The sequence below is a fragment of the Pseudomonas koreensis genome, from assembly GCF_024169245.1.
GTDB lineage: Bacteria > Pseudomonadota > Gammaproteobacteria > Pseudomonadales > Pseudomonadaceae > Aquipseudomonas > Aquipseudomonas koreensis_F.
The window spans coordinates 3,871,394-3,892,151 of the sequence record NZ_JALJWP010000001.1 but is presented as its reverse complement, the minus strand read 5'-3'; the positions used below and the strand labels follow the sequence as shown (position 1 = coordinate 3,892,151).

At 59.4% G+C, this 20,758-nt stretch carries 21 protein-coding genes; 7 read left to right on the top strand and 14 right to left on the bottom strand.

Annotation, left to right across the window (positions count from 1 at the left end):
* On the top strand, positions 1-1,188 hold the full coding sequence (locus tag J2Y90_RS17350; RefSeq protein ID WP_376779059.1) for an HlyD family type I secretion periplasmic adaptor subunit: 1,188 nt from the start codon (positions 1-3) through the stop codon (positions 1,186-1,188).
* On the opposite strand, the gene J2Y90_RS17345 is transcribed toward J2Y90_RS17350, so the two are convergent.
* Positions 1,189-1,785 carry a serine protease gene (locus tag J2Y90_RS17345; protein WP_253501018.1) on the bottom strand — a complete coding sequence of 199 codons (597 nt, stop codon included), beginning with the start codon at positions 1,783-1,785 and terminating at the stop codon, positions 1,189-1,191.
* A gap of 219 nt (positions 1,786-2,004) precedes the next feature.
* On the bottom strand, positions 2,005-2,757 hold the full coding sequence (locus J2Y90_RS17340; RefSeq protein WP_253501017.1) for an SDR family NAD(P)-dependent oxidoreductase: 753 nt from the start codon (positions 2,755-2,757) through the stop codon (positions 2,005-2,007).
* Between the two features lie 120 nt (positions 2,758-2,877).
* Between J2Y90_RS17340 and J2Y90_RS17335 the strand changes: the two genes are divergently transcribed.
* The gene (locus J2Y90_RS17335) at positions 2,878-3,819 is read left to right on the top strand and encodes a LysR family transcriptional regulator (protein ID WP_253501016.1); all 942 of its coding nucleotides are present in this window, start codon (positions 2,878-2,880) and stop codon (positions 3,817-3,819) included.
* Positions 3,820-3,922: 103 nt separating this feature from the next.
* Entirely contained in the window at positions 3,923-4,939 is a 1,017-nt protein-coding gene (locus tag J2Y90_RS17330; protein ID WP_253501015.1) for an NAD(P)-dependent oxidoreductase, read from the top strand.
* A gap of 167 nt (positions 4,940-5,106) precedes the next feature.
* Here J2Y90_RS17330 and J2Y90_RS17325 read toward each other — a convergent pair whose 3' ends face one another.
* Entirely contained in the window at positions 5,107-5,376 is a 270-nt protein-coding gene (locus J2Y90_RS17325) for a hypothetical protein (RefSeq protein ID WP_253501014.1), read from the bottom strand.
* A gap of 82 nt (positions 5,377-5,458) precedes the next feature.
* Positions 5,459-6,226, bottom strand: coding sequence for an alpha/beta fold hydrolase (locus J2Y90_RS17320; protein WP_253501013.1), 768 nt, complete (start codon positions 6,224-6,226; stop codon positions 5,459-5,461).
* Between the two features lie 113 nt (positions 6,227-6,339).
* On the opposite strand from J2Y90_RS17320, the gene J2Y90_RS17315 reads away from it, so the two are divergent.
* Together J2Y90_RS17315 and J2Y90_RS17310 are read left to right on the top strand one after the other, a co-directional pair.
* Complete coding sequence (locus J2Y90_RS17315) at positions 6,340-7,245, top strand: LysR family transcriptional regulator (protein WP_253501012.1); 906 nt, start codon at positions 6,340-6,342, stop codon at positions 7,243-7,245.
* A 144-nt stretch (positions 7,246-7,389) separates the two neighbouring features.
* A complete protein-coding gene (locus J2Y90_RS17310) occupies positions 7,390-7,947 on the top strand; it encodes a flavin reductase family protein (protein WP_253501011.1) in 558 nt (185 codons plus the stop codon).
* Between the two features lie 45 nt (positions 7,948-7,992).
* Here the strand turns inward: J2Y90_RS17310 and J2Y90_RS17305 are convergent, their stop codons facing one another.
* Entirely contained in the window at positions 7,993-8,295 is a 303-nt protein-coding gene (locus J2Y90_RS17305) for an Atu4866 domain-containing protein (RefSeq protein WP_301291665.1), read from the bottom strand.
* Positions 8,296-8,512: 217 nt separating this feature from the next.
* Positions 8,513-9,346, bottom strand: a complete 834-nt coding sequence (locus tag J2Y90_RS17300; RefSeq protein WP_253501010.1) for an oxidoreductase — start codon at positions 9,344-9,346, stop codon at positions 8,513-8,515.
* A gap of 295 nt (positions 9,347-9,641) precedes the next feature.
* Between J2Y90_RS17300 and J2Y90_RS17295 the strand changes: the two genes are divergently transcribed.
* On the top strand, positions 9,642-10,073 hold the full coding sequence (locus tag J2Y90_RS17295; protein WP_253501009.1) for a DoxX family protein: 432 nt from the start codon (positions 9,642-9,644) through the stop codon (positions 10,071-10,073).
* A 60-nt stretch (positions 10,074-10,133) separates the two neighbouring features.
* The gene (locus J2Y90_RS17290; RefSeq protein WP_253501008.1) at positions 10,134-11,069 is read left to right on the top strand and encodes an NADP-dependent oxidoreductase; all 936 of its coding nucleotides are present in this window, start codon (positions 10,134-10,136) and stop codon (positions 11,067-11,069) included.
* Here the strand turns inward: J2Y90_RS17290 and J2Y90_RS17285 are convergent.
* The 8 genes from J2Y90_RS17285 to J2Y90_RS17250 form a co-directional block, all read right to left on the bottom strand.
* Positions 11,047-14,106 (bottom strand): efflux RND transporter permease subunit, encoded by a 3,060-nt coding sequence (locus J2Y90_RS17285; RefSeq protein ID WP_253501007.1) that lies wholly within the window; start codon positions 14,104-14,106, stop codon positions 11,047-11,049. The two genes, J2Y90_RS17290 and J2Y90_RS17285, sit on opposite strands and share 23 nt — an antisense overlap.
* Complete coding sequence (locus J2Y90_RS17280; protein WP_253501006.1) at positions 14,103-15,212, bottom strand: efflux RND transporter periplasmic adaptor subunit; 1,110 nt, start codon at positions 15,210-15,212, stop codon at positions 14,103-14,105. The genes J2Y90_RS17285 and J2Y90_RS17280 overlap by 4 nt, the downstream gene beginning before the upstream one ends.
* A 98-nt stretch (positions 15,213-15,310) precedes the next feature.
* Positions 15,311-16,582 carry an OmpP1/FadL family transporter gene (locus tag J2Y90_RS17275; protein ID WP_253501005.1) on the bottom strand — a complete coding sequence of 424 codons (1,272 nt, stop codon included), beginning with the start codon at positions 16,580-16,582 and terminating at the stop codon, positions 15,311-15,313.
* A gap of 170 nt (positions 16,583-16,752) precedes the next feature.
* Positions 16,753-17,379, bottom strand: coding sequence for a TetR/AcrR family transcriptional regulator (locus tag J2Y90_RS17270; protein WP_253501004.1), 627 nt, complete (start codon positions 17,377-17,379; stop codon positions 16,753-16,755).
* A gap of 130 nt (positions 17,380-17,509) precedes the next feature.
* Entirely contained in the window at positions 17,510-18,049 is a 540-nt protein-coding gene (locus tag J2Y90_RS17265; RefSeq protein WP_253501003.1) for a DUF488 domain-containing protein, read from the bottom strand.
* Positions 18,046-19,371, bottom strand: coding sequence for an APC family permease (locus J2Y90_RS17260; RefSeq protein ID WP_253501002.1), 1,326 nt, complete (start codon positions 19,369-19,371; stop codon positions 18,046-18,048). Before J2Y90_RS17260 ends, J2Y90_RS17265 begins: the two co-directional genes overlap by 4 nt.
* A 70-nt stretch (positions 19,372-19,441) precedes the next feature.
* On the bottom strand, positions 19,442-19,972 hold the full coding sequence (mug, locus tag J2Y90_RS17255) for a G/U mismatch-specific DNA glycosylase (RefSeq protein ID WP_253501001.1): 531 nt from the start codon (positions 19,970-19,972) through the stop codon (positions 19,442-19,444).
* 8 nt (positions 19,973-19,980) lie between these two features.
* A complete protein-coding gene (locus J2Y90_RS17250; protein WP_073474961.1) occupies positions 19,981-20,604 on the bottom strand; it encodes a TetR/AcrR family transcriptional regulator in 624 nt (207 codons plus the stop codon).
* Between the last annotated feature and the right edge of the window lie 154 nt (positions 20,605-20,758).

Sequence of the window (20,758 nt, the reverse complement as noted above, 5' to 3'; positions counted from 1 at the left end):
ATGATGACTGACGTACCCGACCCGATGTCCTATCTCGACGGCCGCGATGAGCGTGCCCTTGCCGGTGGCGCAAAGGTGATCTGGGGCTGCGCGCTGATGCTCGCCTGCTTCGTCGCGTGGGCGGCGTGGTTTGAGATAGTCGAGGTGTCGACCGGCACCGGCAAAGTGGTGCCGAGCTCGCGCGAGCAAGTAATTCAGTCGATGGAGGGCGGCATCCTCGAGCAGCTCAACGTTACTGAAGGCGCTTTGGTCGAGCGCGGCCAGATTCTCGCCCAACTGGACCCGGTGAAGAACCAGTCCAATGTCGGCGAAAGCGCGGCCAAGTACCGCGCGGCGCTGGCGAGCGTCAACCGCTTGCAGGCCGAGGTCAGCGAAAAACCGCTGGCCTTTGACGCCTCGCTGCAGGAGTTTCCCGATCTGATCCGCGCCGAAACCGAGCTCTACCAGACCCGTCGCAAAGGTCTGGCGGAAACCCTCGACGGTATCCAGAGCTCGCTGAAACTGGTGCGTAGCGAACTGGCGATCACCGAAAACCTGGCGAAGATCGGCGCCTCGAGTCGGGTCGAAGTGCTGCGCCTGACCCGTCAGCGCTCGGAGCTGGAATTGAAGGCCACCGAAGCCCGCTCCGATTACATGGTTCGCGCCCGCGAAGACCTGGCCAAAGCCAACGCCGAAGCGCAGATGCTCGAAGCGGTGATTCGCGGCCGCACCGATTCACTCTCGCGTCTGACCCTGCGCTCGCCCGTGCGCGGTATCGTCAAGGACATCGAAGTCAGCACGATTGGCGGGGTGATCGCGCCCAACGGCCAGGTCATGCAGATCGTGCCGCTGGATGAGCAACTGCTGATCGAGACGCGCATCTCGCCGCGCGATATCGCCTTCATTCATCCGGGCCAGGCGGCGAAAGTCAAAATCACCGCCTACGACTATTCAATCTACGGCAGCCTCGACGGCGAAGTGGTGACGATCTCGCCGGACACGATTCAGGACGAAGCCAAGCCGGAGATTTTTTACTACCGCGTGTTCATCCGCACCTCCTCGGATGAACTGCGCAACAAGGCCGGCAAACGCTTCGCCATCGTGCCCGGAATGATCGCCACGGTGGACATTCGTACCGGCGAAAAAACCGTGCTGGACTACCTGATCAAACCGCTCAACCGCGCCCGCGAAGCGTTGCGCGAACGTTGATCAGCGGCTGGCCAGTTTGGTCGCCGGCGGCGCGGTCGGGGTAATACTCGCCTGATAGCGCGCCCACTCGCGATTGATCTCCGCGTACGGCAGGAAAATGCTTACGCGCGGTTGATCAAGCAGGTCCGGGCGCTTGAGGCGGCTGACGTCATCGCGGGTCAAAAACGCCACGTTGATGCCGACCACCTTGCCATCGGCAGAAAACACCGGCCCGCCGGACATGCCCTTGGCCAGTGCGCCGTTGTGGGTGCCGTAAAGCACGTTGCCCTCTTTGACGTCGAGGCGAACCATCGCCGGCAAAGCCTGACCGGTGCCCTTGACCGACATGTACAGCGAATTGAATCCCACCGAGGTCAGCTCTTCGCCCGGCTTGTAGCCGCGCCATCCCGGCACGCTATTGGCCTTGTGGCGGAAGAACTGGACGTCGGCCTGCCCCTGGAAAACCGTGCCCGACAAGTAAGGAATGTGCTTCACCGTCACGGCGTAATCTTCATTCCATTGCACAGCCGAACCCATCAGCAGATAAGGCAAAGGCGCGCCGGAGTGGACGACAAAGGCTTGGTCTAAAACAGGATCCTGAACAAAAGCGACTGGCATTCCATTGCACCCGCTGAGCAGCATCGACGCTGCAACAAGTGACTTGAGGGGGCGCATTTTCGGTACATCTTGAAGTGAGGGAAGGTGCTGCAATATGTCATTGCGCCATCACTTCAGCAATAGTCTGAGCCTACCGCTTGTCGGCGAGCGATATAGTCAGTCAATGATTGGATCCAAGTAGCGAGGCTGGGACGATGATTGCCATCGTCCCCTTGCGCGTCAGATTTGTGCCTGACCACCGTCGACAAACAGCTCGATACCGTTGACGAAGCTAGCGTCGTCCGAGGCGAGGAACACCGCGGCAGCGGCGATTTCTGCCGGCTCGCCGACACGCCCCATCGGTATTTGCGACGCCATGTAATCGAGCAGACCTTGCTGTTGTTCGGCGTCCGGACCGGCCAGCTCCACCAGACCCGGAGTCTTGGTAGCGCCCGGGCTGAGCGTGTTGATGCGCACGTTGCGGTCTTTCAGATCCAGAATCCAGCTGCGCACGAACGCCCTCACCGCAGCCTTAGACGCGGAATACACGCTGAACGCCGCCGTGCCGGAACTACCCGCCGTGGAACCTGTGAGAATCACCGAAGCACCTTTGGCCAACAGCGGCAAGGCTTTCTGCACGGTAAACAGCACGCCCTTGACGTTGCGATCGAAGGTGTCGTCGTAGTGCGCCTCAGTGATCTCGCCCAGCGGCAGCATCGAGCCGCCGCCGGCGTTGGCGAAAAGCACGTCGAGATGGCCCTTCTCGGCAGCAATTTGCTGATACAGCGCATCGAGCTGTTCGAGGTTCGTCGAGTCAACCTGGACGCCTTTGGCGTTGCCGACCATTGCGACGGCGGCGTCGAGTTCGGCCTGGCGACGGCCAGTGATGTAAACGTAAGCGCCTTCCTCAGCGAAGCGCTTGGCCGTGGCCAGGCCAATGCCGGAGGTGCCGCCGGTAACGAGAGCGATTTTGCCTTGAAGTTTGCCAGCCATGAGTCTTCTCCAGAACGTGAGTACAGCCAATCGGGGTTTGGTTTCGAGCTGGGAAAAGCTTATCGACGCTACCGACCTTTCAAAATAGAATTGTCTGAAACTCATCGTTGCAGAATTGAAATGAGCAAACTGCCTGATTTTGAAGGTCTGGCGATGTTCGCCAAAGTTGCGGAGGAAGGTTCGTTCGCCTCCGCCGCGCGGGTCATGGGCGTCTCGGTACCCACGGTGTCGCGTGCGGTGGCGCGGCTCGAAGAACGCTTGGGCGGTCGCCTGTTCAACCGCACCTCGCGGCAATTGGCGCTGACTGAATTCGGTTCGAGCATGGCAGCCAAAGCCGGGGACATTTACCGGCAGGCCGAGGAAGTCGAGAGTGAAGCCCAAGACCTTTCGGTGCAGCCGCGTGGACAAGTCCGCCTCGCCGTGCCCATGTCATTCGGTTTGCGCTGGGTCGCGCCGTTGTTGCCTGAGCTGCTGCGCCGCTATCCGGAGCTGTTCGTCGACCTGCATTTGCATGACGCCTCGGTCGACCTGATCGCCGAGGGTTTCGACGCCGCGCTGCGCATCGCCGCCCTGCCCGACTCATCGCTGGTCGCGCGTCGGCTATGCGCCGTGAGTCAGTTGCTGGTGGCGTCTCCCGGCTACCTGGAAGCTCACGGACGCCCCATGCACCCGCGTGATCTGGCGACGCGTTCGTGCCTGAGTTACGCATACCGCGCGCGCACGCAAGTCTGGCGCTTCACCCATCACAGCGGCGTCGAGGAAGATGTCGTGCCGAAAGGCCCGTTGCGCGTGACCAATTCCGATGCGCTGCTGCCGGTGTTGCTCGAGGGATTGGCGATTGCCGAATTGCCGGAATTCATCGCCAGCGAATACCTGGCCGATGGGCGGCTGGAAGTGTTGCTGCCGGAGTGGCACATGACTCGCGGCGGGCTGTATTTCGTGACGCCGTCTGCACGCAGTCGTCCAGCGAAGATCCGCGCGCTGTCCGACTTCTTTGCCGAGCATCTGTCGGAGCCAGTGTGGCGCTGTGATCAGGCGCACGCTGCGCATTTGCTCAAATGAACGTTCGTCGGTACGCCGGACGACCGCACGGGCAATCCGGAAAGTGCGTGCTAGGGTGTCTAGCCAAAGCACGTTTCAATCCAGGAAAAAATGAGGAGGATCCATGCCACTTCATCCCATTCTGTTCATGGGCGGTTCCGGCGCCATCGGCCACCAGACGGCCCGCGCCTTGCGCGCGGCGCACCCCGACGTACCCTTGCTGATTGGCGGACGCGACCTCGCCAAGGCTGAGCAAACCGCCGAGCAAATCGGCAATGCCCAAGGTGTGGTCATCGACGCTCGCGCAGACGATCTGGGACTGGGCGATCGCCCGGTCAGCGCCATCGCCCTGTTCTACATGGACCACGCCCTCGCCGGACTGAGGTTTGCGCAAAGGCGCAAGGTGCCGCACTTGAGCATTTCTTCCGGCGTCTTCGAAATCGCTCCGCAAATCGCCAGTTTCATGCACACGCCCGACGCGGCGCCCATTGTCCTTGGCTACGAATGGATGGTCGGTGCGACCACGGTCGCGACGCTGCACCTCGCCAAGGCGTTCGCCCGCGTGCACGACATCCGCATCCACGCACTGGTCGACGAACAGGATGGCGGCGGCCCGACCGTGGCGGTCGATTTCGAACACCTGAACAAAATGCTGCCCGCCGCACTGACCCGCCGCGACGGCGAATTCATCTGGCGCGAAGGCGATGACGCCAAGGTCAGCTTTCGCGCGGTGGATGGAACCGTTCTGGAAGGCGCCGGTTTCTCCTCCATCGACGTCACAGGCCTGGCCGCCGCCACCGACGCCCCGAACGTCGAGTTCAACCTCGCCAGCGGCGTCAGCTCGACCCGGCGTCAGGGCCTGCCGATGTCGACAGAGATATTGATCGAAATAGAAGGCACGGATCACAAGGGAGCTGCGTTGCGCACACGGCACGCCGTGGTTCACCGCGCAGGTGCGGCGGCATTGACCGGGCTGAGTGTGGCCATGCTGCTGGAGCGACTGATCGGGCTGGACGGCCAGCCGCCTGTGAGCCCGGGGCTGTATTTTCCGTATCAGCTACTGGAGGCGCAGGCGTTTCTGCCGCGATTGGAAAAGGACGGTGGTGAATTGATTGAGCTGGACGGAGAAGTGACTGGATAAAAAATCGTAGCGACCAGGCTGGTCGCTACTCAAACACACAGACGACAGGGTCGCAGGTGAGCATCAGTTTTACTTCCTTCCCCTGTTTGCACAGGGTCAGAGCTTGCGACCAACCTGAGCGTAGCCCTGCCTTAAGCTCAAGGCAGGTCGTAGAGCCCTGGCAAATGTCACTTCTTCTTTTTCGCTGGCTTGTCGGCCTTCTCTGATTTTTTCGCCTTCTCCGGTTTGCTGTCAGCTTTCTTGGCGGAATCCTTGGGTTTGGCGTCTTTTTTCTTTTCTTTCTTGTCAGAGGACTTCTCTTTCTTGTCGGAGGACTTCGATAGGGTCGAAGCCGCATCCGATTTCTTCGCTGATGACGACTTTTTGTCTTTCAATTCTTTACTGGCTTTCGAAGTCTCATCTTTGCTCTTCTTGTCATCTTTAGCCACGTTAACCACCTCTCGGAGTGTGCTGACATTAGCGCATTGCCTGCGGAATTGCCCCCAGGCTCAGTATTAGGCGAGCCTGATGGAATGCCGTTCAATTTTTCTCAAGAAGGAAATCGCGCATCAGCTCGGCAGTTCGCCGTGCGCTGGTCACCACAAAAAAATGCCCTTCACCCTTCAGCACGCGCAGTTCGGCTTGTGCAATCGAGCGTCGCAGGATCTGCCCGTTGTACGGCTGTACCAACGTGTCACGGTCGCCGATGAGGATGAGCGTGCGCGCGCGCAAACGGGATAGCCGCAGCAGACTTGTCCAACCTGCCAGAGCGGTTAGCTGGTGGTAATAAGTCCGCGGGTCAACGCTAAGCATGCCCCTGGCAACACCGAAGCGCAGCAGCGCATGGATAGAATTGCCCGAAGCACCTCCCTTCGGCCGTTTGCCACCGCCTCTGCCCCTGAAAAAATCCAGAATGTCGGCGGGTTTCATCAATAACGCCGGGCCCGCTGAGGTCGCCGCCAGAATAAGCCGCCGCACCTTGCCAGGGTGACGAAGAGCAAACTCTTGCGCCAATGCCCCACCCCAACTAACGCCGAAGACATCAATCCGGTCGATTCCCAATTGCTCGAGCATCTCTCCGATCAAATCGGCATGGCTCGGCAAACGCATCGGCCAGCGCGGCATTTGCGACTTACCCACTCCGGGCACGTCCAGCGCAATCGTTGTGTAGTCAGCCAGTTCGTCGCGCAGGGCGTCGAATGTTCTGATCAAGCCACCCAAACCGTTAAGCAGGAGTAACGGTGGGCCTTGGCCGGAGATTGAGACATTCACCTGCAAATCCTTGACGGTGAGCTTTCGAATCGGCATGAGTTACCTTTTCCCTTGGCACTTGGATCGCAGTGTAGACGGCCCAATCTTGCGTATATGCTGCTTTCTGCAAAGCCAGGATAGATATCTCCTAAACGTTCGAGACAGTAGAAATGATCTCCGATCCCGGAACACCAACGCTTGATCAACTCAAAGTATTCCTGACGGTTGTAGAAGTGGGGAGTTTTGCCGCTGCGGCCAGGAAACTGCATCGCGCTACATCAGTTGTGAGCTACTCCATTTCCAACCTGGAGATGCAGCTTGGGGTTTCACTGTTTGACCGCAAGACAACGCGAAAACCACAACTGACGGACGCAGGTCGAACCGTCCTTGCCGAAGCACGCACTATTACCAACGGCGTAAATGGACTGCGCGCAAAAGTCTCCGGTTTGCTGCATGGACTTGAGGCAGAAGTTCACCTTGCGCTCGATGTGATGCTCCCTGCCGAGCGAGTAGTCGATGCGTTAAGGACCTTCAGGGAAGAATTTCCTACAGTCACTCTGCACTTGCACATGGAAGCCTTGGGGGCAGTGACCCAACTAGTGATGGAGAAGAAAGCTGGAGTCGGCATCAGCGGTCCGCTGGACATTGGCCTGGACGGCATCGAGCGCATCGGCGTCGGCAGTGTTCAGTTGATACCGGTCGCAGCGCCTGCACACCCGCTGGCAACCGAGTGTTCCAAATCGCCTGGCGCTGCCAGAGAGTTTGTTCAATTGGTGCTATCGGATCGCTCAACACTTACGGGTGACAAGGACTTTGCCGTCGTCAGCACTCGCACTTGGCGACTGGCGGATCTGGGCGCCAAACACATGCTTCTCAAAGAGGGCATCGGATGGGGGAATATGCCGGTGCCCATGGTTCAGTCTGACCTGGACGAAGGACGCCTGGTCGAACTCGATATGCCGGACTGTAAAGGCGGCACCTACACCTTCGACGCGATTTATCGAACCGACTCGCCCCCCGGTCCGGCTGGGCAGTGGCTGATCAAGCGGTTCGGCGCACAGCCTTTTGCGACTTGAAAGTGGCAATTCAGAGAGAAAAGAACAAAAACCCGACAGCCTGAGCAAGGCTGCCGGAGAGGTGCACGTCGAAAAGCAGGAAAGTTGAATCGTCGAAAGCGACTGACAACAACTGTTTATCCTCTTTTGAATCACGGAGGCGCCATGACCGCATTTCGAAAATCCGACTTCCCTCTGAGCGAGGTTCGCCAGCACCTGGAAACCGGCCCAATCGTGCTGGTGAGCTCCGCGTGGCAAGGTGAAACCAACATAATGACCATGGGCTGGCACATGATGATGCAGTTTTCCCCCGCCCTGTTTGGCTGCTACATCTGGAGTGCAAACCACAGCTACGAGTTGATCCGCAACAGCGAGCAGTGCGTAATCAACGTGCCCACCGTCGAGTTGGTCGATCAGGTTGTTGCCGTGGGCAACAGCAGCGGTGGCGCCATCGACAAGTTTGCCCAATTTGCTCTCACAGCCGCCCCCGCAGAACGGGTAACTGCCCCGTTGATCAAAGAGTGCTACGCCAATTTCGAGTGCAAGCTGTTCGACTCGAATCTTATCGGCGAGTACGGTCTGTTCGTGTGGGAAGTGGTCAAGGCGCATGTGGCCACGTCGGTGAAAAATCCCAAAACCCTGCATTACCGCGGGCAGGGGAAATTTATAGTGGCGGGCGAAACCCTGGATTTCCGCGATCAATTCCGCCCGCAGAATCTGTAATAAAACACCAATAAAAAAGCCGGAATTTTCATTCCGGCTTATGCGTCAGCGCTCGGGATATAACACCATGCCAGCGTGATAAAGCACGTTGTGTCTAAACTCTCCATCTGCGGTAAAGCCAGTGTCGTCCACATACTCAATGTGGTCGCCTTCCAGCCAGTAACGCCCTTGATAGGCGCTTTTTTGCCGACCGCGCGCCTCGTCATATCGCCCCCCTTGCAGCAACTCATGACGAATATGACCGTCGGCTGTCACCCACATGCCAACGTACTTGCTCTGATCGCCAGATGGCTGCGCAGTGGCGTTTTCTTGCGCATCAGGGGTTACACGAATTTCGATATCGGACATTTTAGAACTCCTGTTTTCAGATCAGAGTTTCCTGCCGTTCAGCAGGACTTGAAGCAAGAGTAAGAAGTCGCGGCGCGGTACCGTTATGCAATTCCTGCGCAGGTTTTGCCCAATGCTCCCGGCGCTCGCAAAAACGTCGAGGCGAAGGACTAAGCGAACTAGGCCAATGGCTGCAGGCAATAGACAGCGTCCATGCCATCTGTGCGGGCTTAGCGCGTCAGGCCGTTGGGAAGTCCGCGCCACGGGCGGTAGATTCCCATGCGCTGAACTCGCGACCCATGGCGGTAAGCTTTGCCTGCGCGGCCTCATAGGCTTCATTGCCCAACAGCAGGCGCGCCGGCGGCGCTGCGCAGGTAACCGCGGCGTAGATCGCCGCTGCCGCCCTGGCTGGGTCGCCGGCCTGATTGCCAACAGATTGCTGGTAGGCGCGCATCGCGGCGCCGGCGGTTGCCTGGTAATCCTCGGCCACCGTTTGCGCGGCGCCCGAAGACCCCGCCCATTGGGTTCTGAAGGCGCTGGGCTGAACGGTCATCACGCCGATACCGAGTGGCGAAACTTCGGCGCGCAGACTTTCCGACAGGCCCTCCACGGCGAACTTCGTCGCGCAGTAATGGCCGACCGCTTCGAACCCGACCAGACCGCCTATTGATGTGAGGTTGACGATCATGCCGGTGCGCCGCTTGCGCATGCCTGGCAGTACCGCGCGAATCATATGGGCCGTGCCGAAGTAGTTGACCTCGAACATCCGCCGAACAGCCTCATCGTCGCTGTCCTCTACCGATGAGAAATGGCCAATGCCGGCATTATTGATCAGCACGTCCACGCGCCCGAAGCGACGCTCGGCGGCTTCCACGACCTGCATCGCCTGCGCCGGATCAGTCACGTCCAGAGGCAAAATCAGAGCCTCGCCGAGGGCGGCCAGATCCTCGATCTGCTGTGTTTTGCGCGCCGTGACCACCACACGCTCACCCTCATTCAGCAGCGCTGTGGCGATGTGGCGACCGAACCCGGTGGAACAGCCTGTAACCAACCAAACCTTAGTCTCGTTCATTGCAGTACTCCTCTTTATAGCGGCGGTTCAGGATTACGCTGAACCGCGTTCGAGACCAACGTACCGAATCAGCCCCGCCGCTGTTATTCGATTAGTCCGCGAGATTTGCCTGATCCTGCTCAGCAACACATGGCCCGGACCACAGATGAACGTTCACTTCGATTTCCGCTGCTTTTCTATTTTTTCGAACCTGATCATCGAAACATGCCGGCTATTGCGCAAAGCTGCGCGGTGACATCATTTGCTCCACAACGGCGCTTCATGGTGAAGCGCTGACATCAGCGGAATCCACGTCATGTCCCACGCAGCCACAATTTCCAGCATTACTGCTTCAACGTCTTCCAACCTCAACAGCACCGTTTCATTGATCGGGCGCATTTTTCTGAGCGCGATCTTCATTCTTTCGGGCCTGTCGAAAATCGCAGCACCGGCCATGATGATTGGCTACATCGGCTCCGTTGGGTTGCCTTTTCCTGCACTGGCGTTGGGGGTGGCGATTGCTGTCGAGATTCTCGGCGGCGCAGCGTTGATCGCCGGTTATCGCACACGAACCACCGCAGCGGTGCTGGCGATTTTCAGCATCCTGACCGCGATGATTTTCCATAACGCTCTGGCGGACCAGAATCAGTTCATCCATTTCTTCAAGAATATCGCCATGGCCGGTGGGCTCTTGCAGATCGTTTCTTTCGGCGCAGGGCGTTTCAGCCTCGACGCACGTCGCCACTAATCGAATCGCCGGCACGTCCAATTGTTCCGACGCGCCATGACCATCAAAACGGAGAGATTCATGAAAGCTGTCCAAGTAGCGCAGTACGGCCAGGCAGAAGCGCTGGTGCTCAAAGAAGTTCCGGATCTGAAACCCAATGACGATCAGGTGTTAATCGATGTTGCCGGCAGTGGGATCAATCCGATCGATTGGAAAATTCTCTCCGGTGCCATGCAGCAATTCATTCCGCTGCCACTGCCCTACACGCCTGGTGTGGAAGTCTCAGGCACCGTCGCCGCGGTGGGCAGGAACGTCAGAGACTTTGCCGTTGGCGACAAGGTGTTCGGGTTTATCGGGATTACCGGCGGGTATGCGACCCAGGCGCTTTCAACACCAGATCGTCTGGCCCACACACCGACAACGCTGTCGTTGCAAAAGGCCGGCGGCGTGCCGGCGGCAGCACTTACCGCTTGGCAAGCGCTGCATGAACACGCCGCGATCCAGCCAGGCCAGAAAGTCCTTATTCACGGCGGCGCAGGTGGCGTGGGCAGCTTCGCAATCCAGCTCGCCCACCTTGCCGGCGCTTATGTGATCGCGACCAGCTCTGCGAAAAACCACGACTATCTGCGTTCGCTTGGCGCTGATGAGGTGATTGATTACACCTCGGCAAAATTCGAAGACAGCGTTACTGATGTCGATGCGGTGATTGATCTGGTTGGCGGCGAAACTCAGAACCGTTCATGGAGTGTCATCAAGCGCGGGGGCGTTCTGGTTTCCCCGGTCAGCGCACCCTCTGCACAGAAGGCCAGTGAGCACGGCGTGAGTGGCAAAAACTTCGCCACCCGTTCCGATGGCAGCCAATTGGCCGAGATCGCCGCGCTCTTCACATCGGGCCAGCTCAGCCTTGAGGCTCAGGTAGTACCGCTGAAAGAAGTTGTCGCCGCGGTAAAACAAAGCTGGGCCGGGCACACTCGTGGAAAAATCGTGCTCGATGTCAGCGCTCAGCCCGAATCCTGAACCAGATCGCATACATCGCCGGCAAGAACACCAACGTGATGATCGTGCCAACAAACGTGCCGCCAATCAGTGTGTAGGCCAGCGTGCCCCAGAACACCGAGTGGGTCAGCGGAATGAACGCAAGAATCGCTGCCAGCGCGGTCAACAACACCGGCCGCGCCCGTTGCACGGTCGCTTCGACCACGGCATGGAACGGCGCCAGCCCTTCCTGTTCGTTGTGATGAATCTGCCCGATCAGGATCAGCGTGTTGCGCATCAGGATTCCCGATAGCGCGATCAACCCGACCAGCGCGTTGATGCCGAACGGCTGATTGAAGATCAGCAGCGTCGGCACCACGCCGATCAAGCCTAACGGCGAGGTGAGGAAGACCATGATCATCGCCGAGATCGAACGCACCTGGACAATGATGATCAGCAGCGTCATGGCAATCATGATCGGCAACAACGGCAAGATCGCCTTGCCGGCCTTGCCGGATTCTTCGATGGCGCCCGCCTGTTCAATCCGGTAACCGGAAGGCAGGTTTTCGATGATCGGCTGCAACTGCTGGACAATCGCGCCTGACACATCCGGTGGCTGCAAACCTTCGGCGATGTCGCCACGCACGGTGATGGTCGGCGTACGATCACGGCGGCGCAGGATCGGGTCTTCCATGCGCACTTCGACCTGACCAATCTGCGACAGCGGGATGCGCTGCCCCGCCGCACCGACCAGGGTGAAGCCTTCGATCTGCGAGGGATCCAAGCGAATATTGCCCGCCGCACGACCGACGACCTGCACTGAGCGGATGTCTTCGCGAACCGCCGTGATCGGCACGCCGCTGAGCAGGAATTGCAACTGCTGGGCCACCGCGCTGGACGTCAGCCCCACCGCCTGCAAGCGATCCTGATTCAGGTTGAAATGCAACGTCGGCGTCAGCGGTCCCCAGTCAGTGTTGACGGTTCTCATCATCGGGCTGTCCTGCATGACGCTGCGCACCTGCTCGGCGATGTCGCGCAGCTTCGCCGGATCAGGCCCCATCACCCGGTAGGCCACCGGGAATGGCGAGTACGGGCCGAACACGATTTGCGTCGCCCGAACTCGGGCCTCTGGGGCCAGACCTTCGGCCACCGCTTCGCGCAAGCGCAATTTGAGGGTTTCGCGGGCTTCCTGGCTGTCGGTCAGCACTACGATCTTGGCGAACGATGGATCCGGCAACTCCGGCGCCATCGCCAGGAAAAACCGTGGCGCGCCCTGGCCGATATAGGCCGTGACGATTTGCGCCTCATCCTGCTTCTGCAGCCAGGCCTCGACCTTGGTCGCCGCGGCACTGGTCTGCTCGATGGACGTGCCGTAGGGCATCTGCACTTCGATCATCACTTCGGGGCGGTCAGAGGTCGGAAAAAACTGTTTCTTCACCAGCCCCATGCCGGGAATCGCAACGACAAACAGCGCAACGACCATGCCCGCCACCAGCCATTTACGCGTAATCACCCACGTCAGAATCCGCCGGAAGCGGTTGTAGCGCGGCGTGTCATAAATTGCCGCGTGCCCGCCTTCGACTGTCTTGATGTCCGGCAGCAGCTTCACGCCCAGGTACGGCGTGAAAGCCACGGCGACGACCCACGAAGCAATGAGCGCGATGCCGACAATCCAGAACATGTTGCTGGTGTATTCGCCTGCCGTTGATTGCGCGAACCCGTTGGGCAAAAAGCCAATCGCCGTCACCAGCGTACCGGCCAGCATTGGCGCTGCCGTATGACTCCAGGCATAAGCGGAGGCCTTGATGCGGTCGTAGCCCTCCTCCATCTTCACCACCATCATTTCAATGGCGATGATCGCGTCATCGACCAGCAAGCCGAGCGCAAGAATCAGCGAACCGAGGGTGATCCGGTCAAAGTTCTTGCCGGTGGCCGCCATCACCACAAACACGATCGCCAGGGTCAACGGCACCGCCGCCGCAACCACGACGCCGACACGCCAGCCCATGCTGAGAAAACACACGAGCATGACCACCAGCAGCGCGACAAAGAACTTGACCATGAACTCGCCGACGGCCGAGTCGATATTCACCGCCTGATCGGTGACTTTGGAGAGGGACATGCCCAACGGCATTTCTTCGTTGATCCTGACGGTTTCGGCATCCAGCGCCTTGCCCAGATCGAGACCGTTCCAGCCCTCGCGCATGATCACGCCGAGCAATAACGCCTCCTCGCCATTGTTGCGTACCAGAAAGGTTGCCGGGTCCTCGTAGCCACGCTCGACGGTGGCCACGTCAGACAGCGTGAGTGTCCGCCCCTGCGCCACCACCGGCGTGTCACGGATTTTCTGCAACGTGTCGAACGCGCCATCGACGCGCAGAAAAACCTCCGGCCCTTTGGTTTCGACCGATCCGGCGGGCGTCAGCACGTTCTGATTGTTCAGCGCGGCGAAGATGTCCTGCGGCGACAAACCCAGCGTCGCCAACCGATCATGGGAAAACGAAACGAATATCCGCTCGGCCTGCTCGCCGATGATGTTGACCTTTTTCACCCCCGGCACATGCAACAGGCGCTGGCGTAATGTCTCCGCGTCGCGCACCAGCAAGCGCTGCGGCTCGCCCTTGGCTTTCAAGGCGAACAGCGCGAAGGTCACGTCGGAAAACTCGTCGTTGACCATCGGCCCGATGACACCCGCCGGCAGCTTGATCGCTTCATCGTTGAGCTTTTTCCGTGCCTGATAAAATTCTTCCTGCACCTGCCCCGGCGGTGTGCTGTCGAGCAACGACACCACGGTAAATGCAAGCCCCGGGCGCGTGTAGGTTTCCGCGCGGTCGTACCACTTCAATTCCTGCAAACGCTTTTCCAGGAGTTCGGCGACCTGGTCCTGCATCTCCTGCGCGGTCGCCCCCGGCCACGCGGTAATCACCGTTAGCTGCTTGACCGTGAACGGCGGATCTTCCGCCCGGCCCAACTTGAAGAACGACAGGACGCCGGCAACGGCAATCAGAAAGATCAGAAACACCGTGATCGCCCGTTGGCGAACGGCGATGGCGGAAAGGTTGAACCGGCCCTCGCTCATGGACGACTCCCGGCAATCTGGCCATCGTCGCGGGCAAGCAATCGGACTTCTTCGCCATCGCGCAGCAGATGCGCACCCAGCGCGACAATCGGCTCACCGACGTTGAGCTCGCCAGCGATGCGCGCCGAATCGTCACTCAATCCGAGCACCTCGACCGGGCGCCAGGAGACTTTCGCCGGTGTGCCTGCGATCACCCAAACGCCGGGGCCTTTGCCGGGGTTGTAGATCGCGGCCATGGGCACCTTCAGCGCCTGTTTTGGCGCAGAACTTTGCGGGATTTCGATGGTGACCGTCGAGCCGATCGGCGCATCGGCCAGTTTGCCTTCAAGCACATAGCGCGCTTCAAAGGTGCGAGTGGTGCGGTCGGCGGAGTCGGAAAGCAGACGCAGTTTGGCACTGACGGCAGCGGAGGTATCGCCATACAGTTTTGCCTGGGCGGTTGAGCCTGCTGCGGGGCGCAAGGTTTCGGGTAGATGAACGATGGCTTCACGCTGACCGGCACGCGCCAGTCGCACCACCGGTTCGCCGGGGCTGACGACTTGCCCCGGTTCCACAAGGGTTTCCACCACCACGCCATCAGCGTCCGCCACCAGCACCGCGTAACCGGAAGCGTTGCGCGCAACGTCCGCCTGCGCGACAGCGGCATTGAGTTGCGCCCTGGCGGTGTCGGCGGCGGCTTTGAACTGATCGTAGGCCGATGCCGAAATGGCGCCGGCGGCGACGAGTCGGCGATTGCGCGCTTCGTCACCGGCTGTCTGTGTGGCTCGGGCGCGAGCGGCGCTCACCGCTTCTTGCTGCGCTCGCGCCTGCAGGCCGAGGTCGATCGGGTCAAGACGCATCAGTGGCTGGCCGCGCTTGACCGTCTGGCCGGTATCAACCAGACGCTCAAGCACCTTGCCCGAGACGCGAAAGCCCAGATCGCCCTGCACTCGCGCCGCCACGACACCGGTGAATGATCGGGAGCCGTCCTCTGCAAGTTGCACCGCAGCCGACCTCACCAAGGGCGCCAGGGTGCGCGGGTCTTTTGCGCTGGAAGAATCACCACACGCCGTCAGGGCCAAGGGCAACAAACATACCGCGAGGGGGAAAGGTCGGAGCCGGCGCATGGAATACCTTCACTGAAATAGGATGATCATCATATTCTCAGTCTTGTGACCAATATCGTCAACAGTCACAACGTTTCCGGCCCGATTTCAGCGCTGAATCAAAAGCGATAGCTGACGGAAGTGCCGAGGCCGCTTGCGCTGTTCTTGTATTTGGCGCTGTAGGAACCTTTGCTTGTCGAGGTGTCGTTGATCTCGACGCTCTCTTCCCAGAGATAGGAATAGGCGACGTCGATGGTGACGTTCTCTGCTGGAGTCCAACCGGCACCGAGGCTGAACACCTGGCGATCGCCCGTGGGAATACGCGGGCCGCGATTGGTGTTGTTCGCGGGCGATTGATCAACCGAGAACCCGGCACGCAGCACCCACTGGTTGTTCAACCGGTACGCCGCGCCGATGGCGTGTGCCCAGGTGTCATGCCAGTTCTGTTCTTCGCTGATCGTGCCCAACTGGCCGCTGAGCAGTGGCGGCAATCCGCTGTTCTCGATGACCAGCTCTTTGAAGCGACTCCAGCGCGTCCAGGTGCTGCCGGCATACAGCGTCCAGTCGTTGTTCAGTTGATGGGTGACCGAGAAGTCCACCGACTCCGGGGTGTCGACGTCCAGCGACGCGTCATAGCTGCGACCGCTGACGCCGAGCACATTGAAGATGCCATCGCTGAGTTTGCTTTTCGCGTCCAAGTGATAACTGACCTTGGAGTGATAGGTCAGGCCCAGACGGGTCTGCTCGGTGGCCTGCACCATGACCCCGGCGTTAAAGCCCAGCGCAGTATCGTCGCCCGCGCTTTTGACTTTGCCGTCGTTGCGCCCGGGACTCAGCGGATTGGCGACCATCCCCGACAGCTCGCCGCTGATGCGGTTGATGGTCGGGCCGAAGCCGATCGACACCTTGTCGTTGAAGGCATAGCTGATGGTCGGCTGGAACGTCAGCGTGGTGACTTCGCTTTTGTTGGCGTAGTAGCGCCCGGCGAAACCACTGCCGTAGTCGGTGATCAGGCCAAATGGCACGTAGAACCCGACACCGAACGCCCAATGCTCGTCGATCGGCTTGACGTAGTAACCCATTGGCACCGTGGTGGTTGGCACCATGTCACCGTCTTCCTTGCCGCCAAACGTGCTGCGGGTCTGGCTGATATCGGACTTCGCAAACAGCGTCGCCTGGCCGACGCTGGCCTGCTCACGCTTGAGCCGCGCCATGCCCGCCGGGTTGCCGAAAACGGTGCTGGCGTCTTCCGCCGAGGAAGAGCGACCGGCAAAACCCGACCCCATGCCGCTGACGCTTTGCTCATTGAGCGCAAAACCGCCCGCCAGAACGTTCGACGACGCAAGAACGACAGCCAGCCCCACCGGGTGCTTGAGCATTGTTTTTTTCATTGTGTGGACTCTATGGGTGTCTCGGAAATGGAATGACTAAACTGCGGTGGCCATGTTATCCGAGTGACCATATCAGTCAACCGTCACTTTCAGAGCAGCAGAAATGTTGTTGCGTCAGGAACAGGATTGGTTTTGGGGCGACTGATCCGACTCCTCGGATCAGCAGAGCGTCAAGGCATCAAGCTGCGCAAGATGAGGTTCGAAGTCAGCGTGGGCGCCACTTCAATGAAATCCAGGTTGTGTTGCAGCATCAGCGGATTGACGAAGGGCCGCAGGGCCAAGTGGATCGATTCGACGGTTTCATCCAGCGGCGTCTTGCGCTCGAACTCACCGGCCTCTCGCCCTTCACGGACAATGTCGGTGATAAAGCGCTTGATCTGCGCATCGTAACGCTGCGCACTCGGCCAGTTTTCGCCGGCGGCAAAGGCTGCGATGTCGTAAAGCTTGCGATCGTTGAAGAACAGGTTCACGCCCGTAGCAATCACTGTTTTCACCAAGCGGCGGAAGCGCTCGGTCGGCGTCAGGTCAGCTTCATTGATCGCCTGCTCGACCGCCGCCACGATCTGCCCCAGACAGTTCGCGCAGATGGCTTCGCCTATCGCCTGCTTGGAATCGAAGAATTTATAGATGTACGCCTTGGAAAAACCGATGGCCTTGGCCAGATCGGACACCGTGGTTTTGGCATAGCCGTACTGGCTGAAATGCTCGTTGGCCGCCGCGACAATCTGATCACGAATGTCGTGATCGACGGGACCACGCGGGCCGGGGAAGGATGGGGAAACTGAAGTCTGATTCATGTCGGCAGCTTACTCACCCGCCCGCCGACTGACAACGTGTGAGACATTTCAATACCACTATCCACCCACCGTGGGAGCGAGCCTGCTCGCGAAGACGCCCGCCCAATCGACGAAGAACCTCAGCCCCACCCTACCCCTCCAAACGCCTCGGATAGCAAAGCTTAGTCCCTGTTCGCTCGGCCGAAGGATTGAGTATTGCCTCCGTGGACTTGCCTATGCCCATGATGTGCAAGACCTCCACGCCTCGGCTCAGCAGGTAATCGGCAACTATCCGACGATGGCAGCGCCACCAGACAGCCTCCGAGCACATGATCGCGCAGCGTCTGCTGTCGCTGAGCCGCAACAGCTGATTGAGTCCCTCTTCAAACTCTTCCGAAAAGGCGTAGTCCGCATAGTTGTGGAAGCTGCGGTTGTCCCAGAATGCGTTGACCTCATCCGGCACGTTTTTCGATTTCTTGCGCAAGCCGCCGAGGCTGGCGATCTGGTAATGCTGGATGTCAGATTCGGCGAGCAGGTCTGGCAACACATCGAGGTTGTACTGCGGATTGGTCCGCGAGCGTGGCACGGTGCGGATGTCCACCACGGCGTTAACGTCGAAACTTTTCAGCATCTGGATGAAGACGTCGATTGGCCGGGTGGAATGGCCAATGGTGAAAATGACTGTGCTCATTGGCTGGGCTTGCTGATCGCGGAAAACTTCATGCGAGAGCAGCCGTGCAGCAACATCCCGACAATGAGCAACGCCCCCGCGCGCAACCACGTTTCCCAGCCTTGCTGACTGAGCAGCACCAGACACGAGACGATCGCAAGCACCGGGACAAAGGTCGGCACGCGGAAGTGATCTTCCTCAATCCTGTCGCGACGAAGGACGAGCACCGCCACATTGGTACTCAGAAACACGAACAACAACAGCAATACGACGGTCTCTGCCAGCGTTGCCAAAGTACCAGTGAGCGTCAGCGCAATCGCTACCAGGGTGGTTGCAACAATGGCAGCCCACGGGGTTTTTCGTTCAGGCAGCACCGCACCCAAAGCGCCCGGCAACAGCCCAAGGTTGGCCATGCCATAGGTCAATCGACTGGCCATGATCATGGTTAACAGCGCACCGTTGGCGACAGCGATCAGCGCAATGAAGGAGAAGAGTGTCGGTGGAATTTGGAGGGTCGATGCGCGGACAACTTCGAGCAAAGGCGCCGACGTGGCGACCAACTTCTCGGTAGGCAACACCGAAGAAGCTGCCACACCCACCGCCATGTAAACCACACCAGCGGTGAGCAAAGCGGCGAACAAGGCGCGCGGGTAGACCTTACGCACGTCCTTGATTTCCTCCGCCAGATTCGCCGAGGTTTCGAAGCCTACGAAAGAATAGAAGGCCAACAATGCCGCCCCCAGCACCGCCAGCATCGGACTGACGCCGGGCTTGAACGTGAGCGTCCGCCCCAGATCCGCCTCGCCTGTGCGGAAATACCAGACCGCAGCCACGATCACCAGAATCAACCCGGACAGTTCAATCACGGTCATCACCAGGTTTGCCCCAAGCGACTCCTTGATCCCCCGCGCATTGAGCAGGCCGATAGCCAGAAGAAAGACCAAGGCTGCAATCTGCGGCGATACGTCGACAAAGGCGTTGAGGTAATCACCGGCAAACGCCAGCGACAAACCCGCAGCGCTGGTGACCGCAGCCGCCAGCATGCAAAAACCGACCAGGAAGGAAATGAGCGGTGATTTGAACGCCTTTTCCGCGAACACCGAAGCCGCGCCGGCGTGGGGATATTTGGTCACCAGCTCTGCGTAGGAACCCGCCGTCAACATGGCGAAGAACAGCGCAATCAGCAGCGGCACCCAAATCGCGCCGCCCACCTCCCCTGCAATCGTTCCGGCGAGTGCATAAACGCCCGCCCCCAGAACATCGCCAAGAATGAACAGAAACAGCATAGGGAAAGTGATTGCCCGGCGCAGAGCAGGTTTATGAGTGGGAGCCGTCACGGTCATTCCTTGGTTCAGGTGTGGAGGAGTTGGTGGTTGTCACCTCAAACAATGGAAATGGCGCCGAAAGCAAAGTTCAAAATCTGTGATGGGATGAACCGGTACCGACGGCCGCTTGGTACAACGGCCGATACGCAGCAACCAGTTGCTCCAGGCTGAATGCCAGGTTACGACCACTGGGGTTGGGCAATACCCATACGGCCGCGCCGGCTAACGTTTCGGTCTGCAGCCCCCATGCAATGGTTCTTTGCCCGGAAATTGCCGCATAGGCGGCCTTGCCGAGAAACGCCAGATGATGCGGTCGGCAGCGCGCTATCCGCTGTTCGAAATCACCGGCAGCAGCGGCAAACTCTCGCACCGATACCTGATCGGCCCGCGCAGTCGGGCGTGTCACCACAGTGGTCAGCCCGTACCGATAATCGAGAACTGATCGGTCGTTTTCCGGGCGCATTTCTTCAGACGTAAACCCGGCCAGATGCAACGTGCGCCAGAAACGGTTACTGCGCCCAGCAAAGTGGTGCCCCTGCTCCGCCGCGAGCAGCCCTGGATTGATTCCGCAAAACACCACTGACAAATCCTGCGCGAGAACGTCTTCAAGGCTTCTCATGAATACGCTCAGGCACAGATCACGCTGACAGCGTTACGCATGATTGCAGCCAGCTCTTCGCGGGGTTTACCCGCTCGTGCGCGGATCGAAATGCTGTGCAGCAACGAAGAGACAATGACCGCCAATGCGGCCGGATCGCTGTCTGGTTTGAGCTCCCCGGCTTCGATTGCGGATCGCAGGCGTGCTTCCAGATCGGCGTCCAACTGGCTGAGCCTGGTCGACAGTACCGCACGGATTTGCGGATCTTCTACGGCTTCGGTTGTGGCTGTACCAATGGCGAAACAGCCTCGGGGTTGGCCATCGCCGGAAAAATAGATTGCCAGCTGGCCTTCGTAAAACCCGGTCAGCGCCTGCTCGAGCGACAGGGTGTCGTCGGTCAGCGCTGCCTGCATGGCGGCATGTGCGGTGTCCCAGTACTGATCCAGGGCTTTGATGTACAGCGCATGTTTATCGCCGAATGCGGCGTACAGACTGGGGCGGTTCATGCCCGCCGCGGTAGCGATGCTGTCGAGTGAAGCACCCGAATAACCGGTGTTCCAGAACACGCCAAGGGCCTGCTGCAACGCCGTTTGCGGATCATAGGCGCGAGGTCGGCCACGCCCTTTGGTCTCTGCGGTTTTATTTTGTGCCATAGTGTACAAATTCCTTGCAAGACGGAGAAGTCGCTCATATTCTTACACCATCGCACAAAATTAAGGAATCACAAATTCCTTGATCAACGGCGTCGTCCAAACGCAGCTCGAATTGGGTGTGGCAACGACGAAACAGCGGTCTGGAGCAATCCTC

Excerpts from the sequence above, each read along its gene's own strand:
- J2Y90_RS17350 (WP_376779059.1), top strand. The coding sequence starts at position 1 with ATGATGACTGACGTACCCGACCCGATGTCCTATCTCGACGGCCGCGAT.
- J2Y90_RS17345 (WP_253501018.1), bottom strand. The coding sequence starts at position 1,785 with ATGCCAGTCGCTTTTGTTCAGGATCCTGTTTTAGACCAAGCCTTTGTC.
- J2Y90_RS17340 (WP_253501017.1), bottom strand. The coding sequence starts at position 2,757 with ATGGCTGGCAAACTTCAAGGCAAAATCGCTCTCGTTACCGGCGGCACC.
- J2Y90_RS17335 (WP_253501016.1), top strand. The coding sequence starts at position 2,878 with ATGAGCAAACTGCCTGATTTTGAAGGTCTGGCGATGTTCGCCAAAGTT.
- J2Y90_RS17330 (WP_253501015.1), top strand. The coding sequence starts at position 3,923 with ATGCCACTTCATCCCATTCTGTTCATGGGCGGTTCCGGCGCCATCGGC.
- J2Y90_RS17320 (WP_253501013.1), bottom strand. The coding sequence starts at position 6,226 with ATGCCGATTCGAAAGCTCACCGTCAAGGATTTGCAGGTGAATGTCTCA.
- J2Y90_RS17315 (WP_253501012.1), top strand. The coding sequence starts at position 6,340 with ATGATCTCCGATCCCGGAACACCAACGCTTGATCAACTCAAAGTATTC.
- J2Y90_RS17310 (WP_253501011.1), top strand. The coding sequence starts at position 7,390 with ATGACCGCATTTCGAAAATCCGACTTCCCTCTGAGCGAGGTTCGCCAG.
- J2Y90_RS17305 (WP_301291665.1), bottom strand. The coding sequence starts at position 8,295 with ATGTCCGATATCGAAATTCGTGTAACCCCTGATGCGCAAGAAAACGCC.
- J2Y90_RS17300 (WP_253501010.1), bottom strand. The coding sequence starts at position 9,346 with ATGAACGAGACTAAGGTTTGGTTGGTTACAGGCTGTTCCACCGGGTTC.
- J2Y90_RS17295 (WP_253501009.1), top strand. The coding sequence starts at position 9,642 with ATGTCCCACGCAGCCACAATTTCCAGCATTACTGCTTCAACGTCTTCC.
- J2Y90_RS17290 (WP_253501008.1), top strand. The coding sequence starts at position 10,134 with ATGAAAGCTGTCCAAGTAGCGCAGTACGGCCAGGCAGAAGCGCTGGTG.
- J2Y90_RS17285 (WP_253501007.1), bottom strand. The coding sequence starts at position 14,106 with ATGAGCGAGGGCCGGTTCAACCTTTCCGCCATCGCCGTTCGCCAACGG.
- J2Y90_RS17280 (WP_253501006.1), bottom strand. The coding sequence starts at position 15,212 with ATGCGCCGGCTCCGACCTTTCCCCCTCGCGGTATGTTTGTTGCCCTTG.
- J2Y90_RS17275 (WP_253501005.1), bottom strand. The coding sequence starts at position 16,582 with ATGAAAAAAACAATGCTCAAGCACCCGGTGGGGCTGGCTGTCGTTCTT.
- J2Y90_RS17270 (WP_253501004.1), bottom strand. The coding sequence starts at position 17,379 with ATGAATCAGACTTCAGTTTCCCCATCCTTCCCCGGCCCGCGTGGTCCC.
- J2Y90_RS17265 (WP_253501003.1), bottom strand. The coding sequence starts at position 18,049 with ATGAGCACAGTCATTTTCACCATTGGCCATTCCACCCGGCCAATCGAC.
- J2Y90_RS17260 (WP_253501002.1), bottom strand. The coding sequence starts at position 19,371 with ATGACCGTGACGGCTCCCACTCATAAACCTGCTCTGCGCCGGGCAATC.
- mug (WP_253501001.1), bottom strand. The coding sequence starts at position 19,972 with ATGAGAAGCCTTGAAGACGTTCTCGCGCAGGATTTGTCAGTGGTGTTT.
- J2Y90_RS17250 (WP_073474961.1), bottom strand. The coding sequence starts at position 20,604 with ATGGCACAAAATAAAACCGCAGAGACCAAAGGGCGTGGCCGACCTCGC.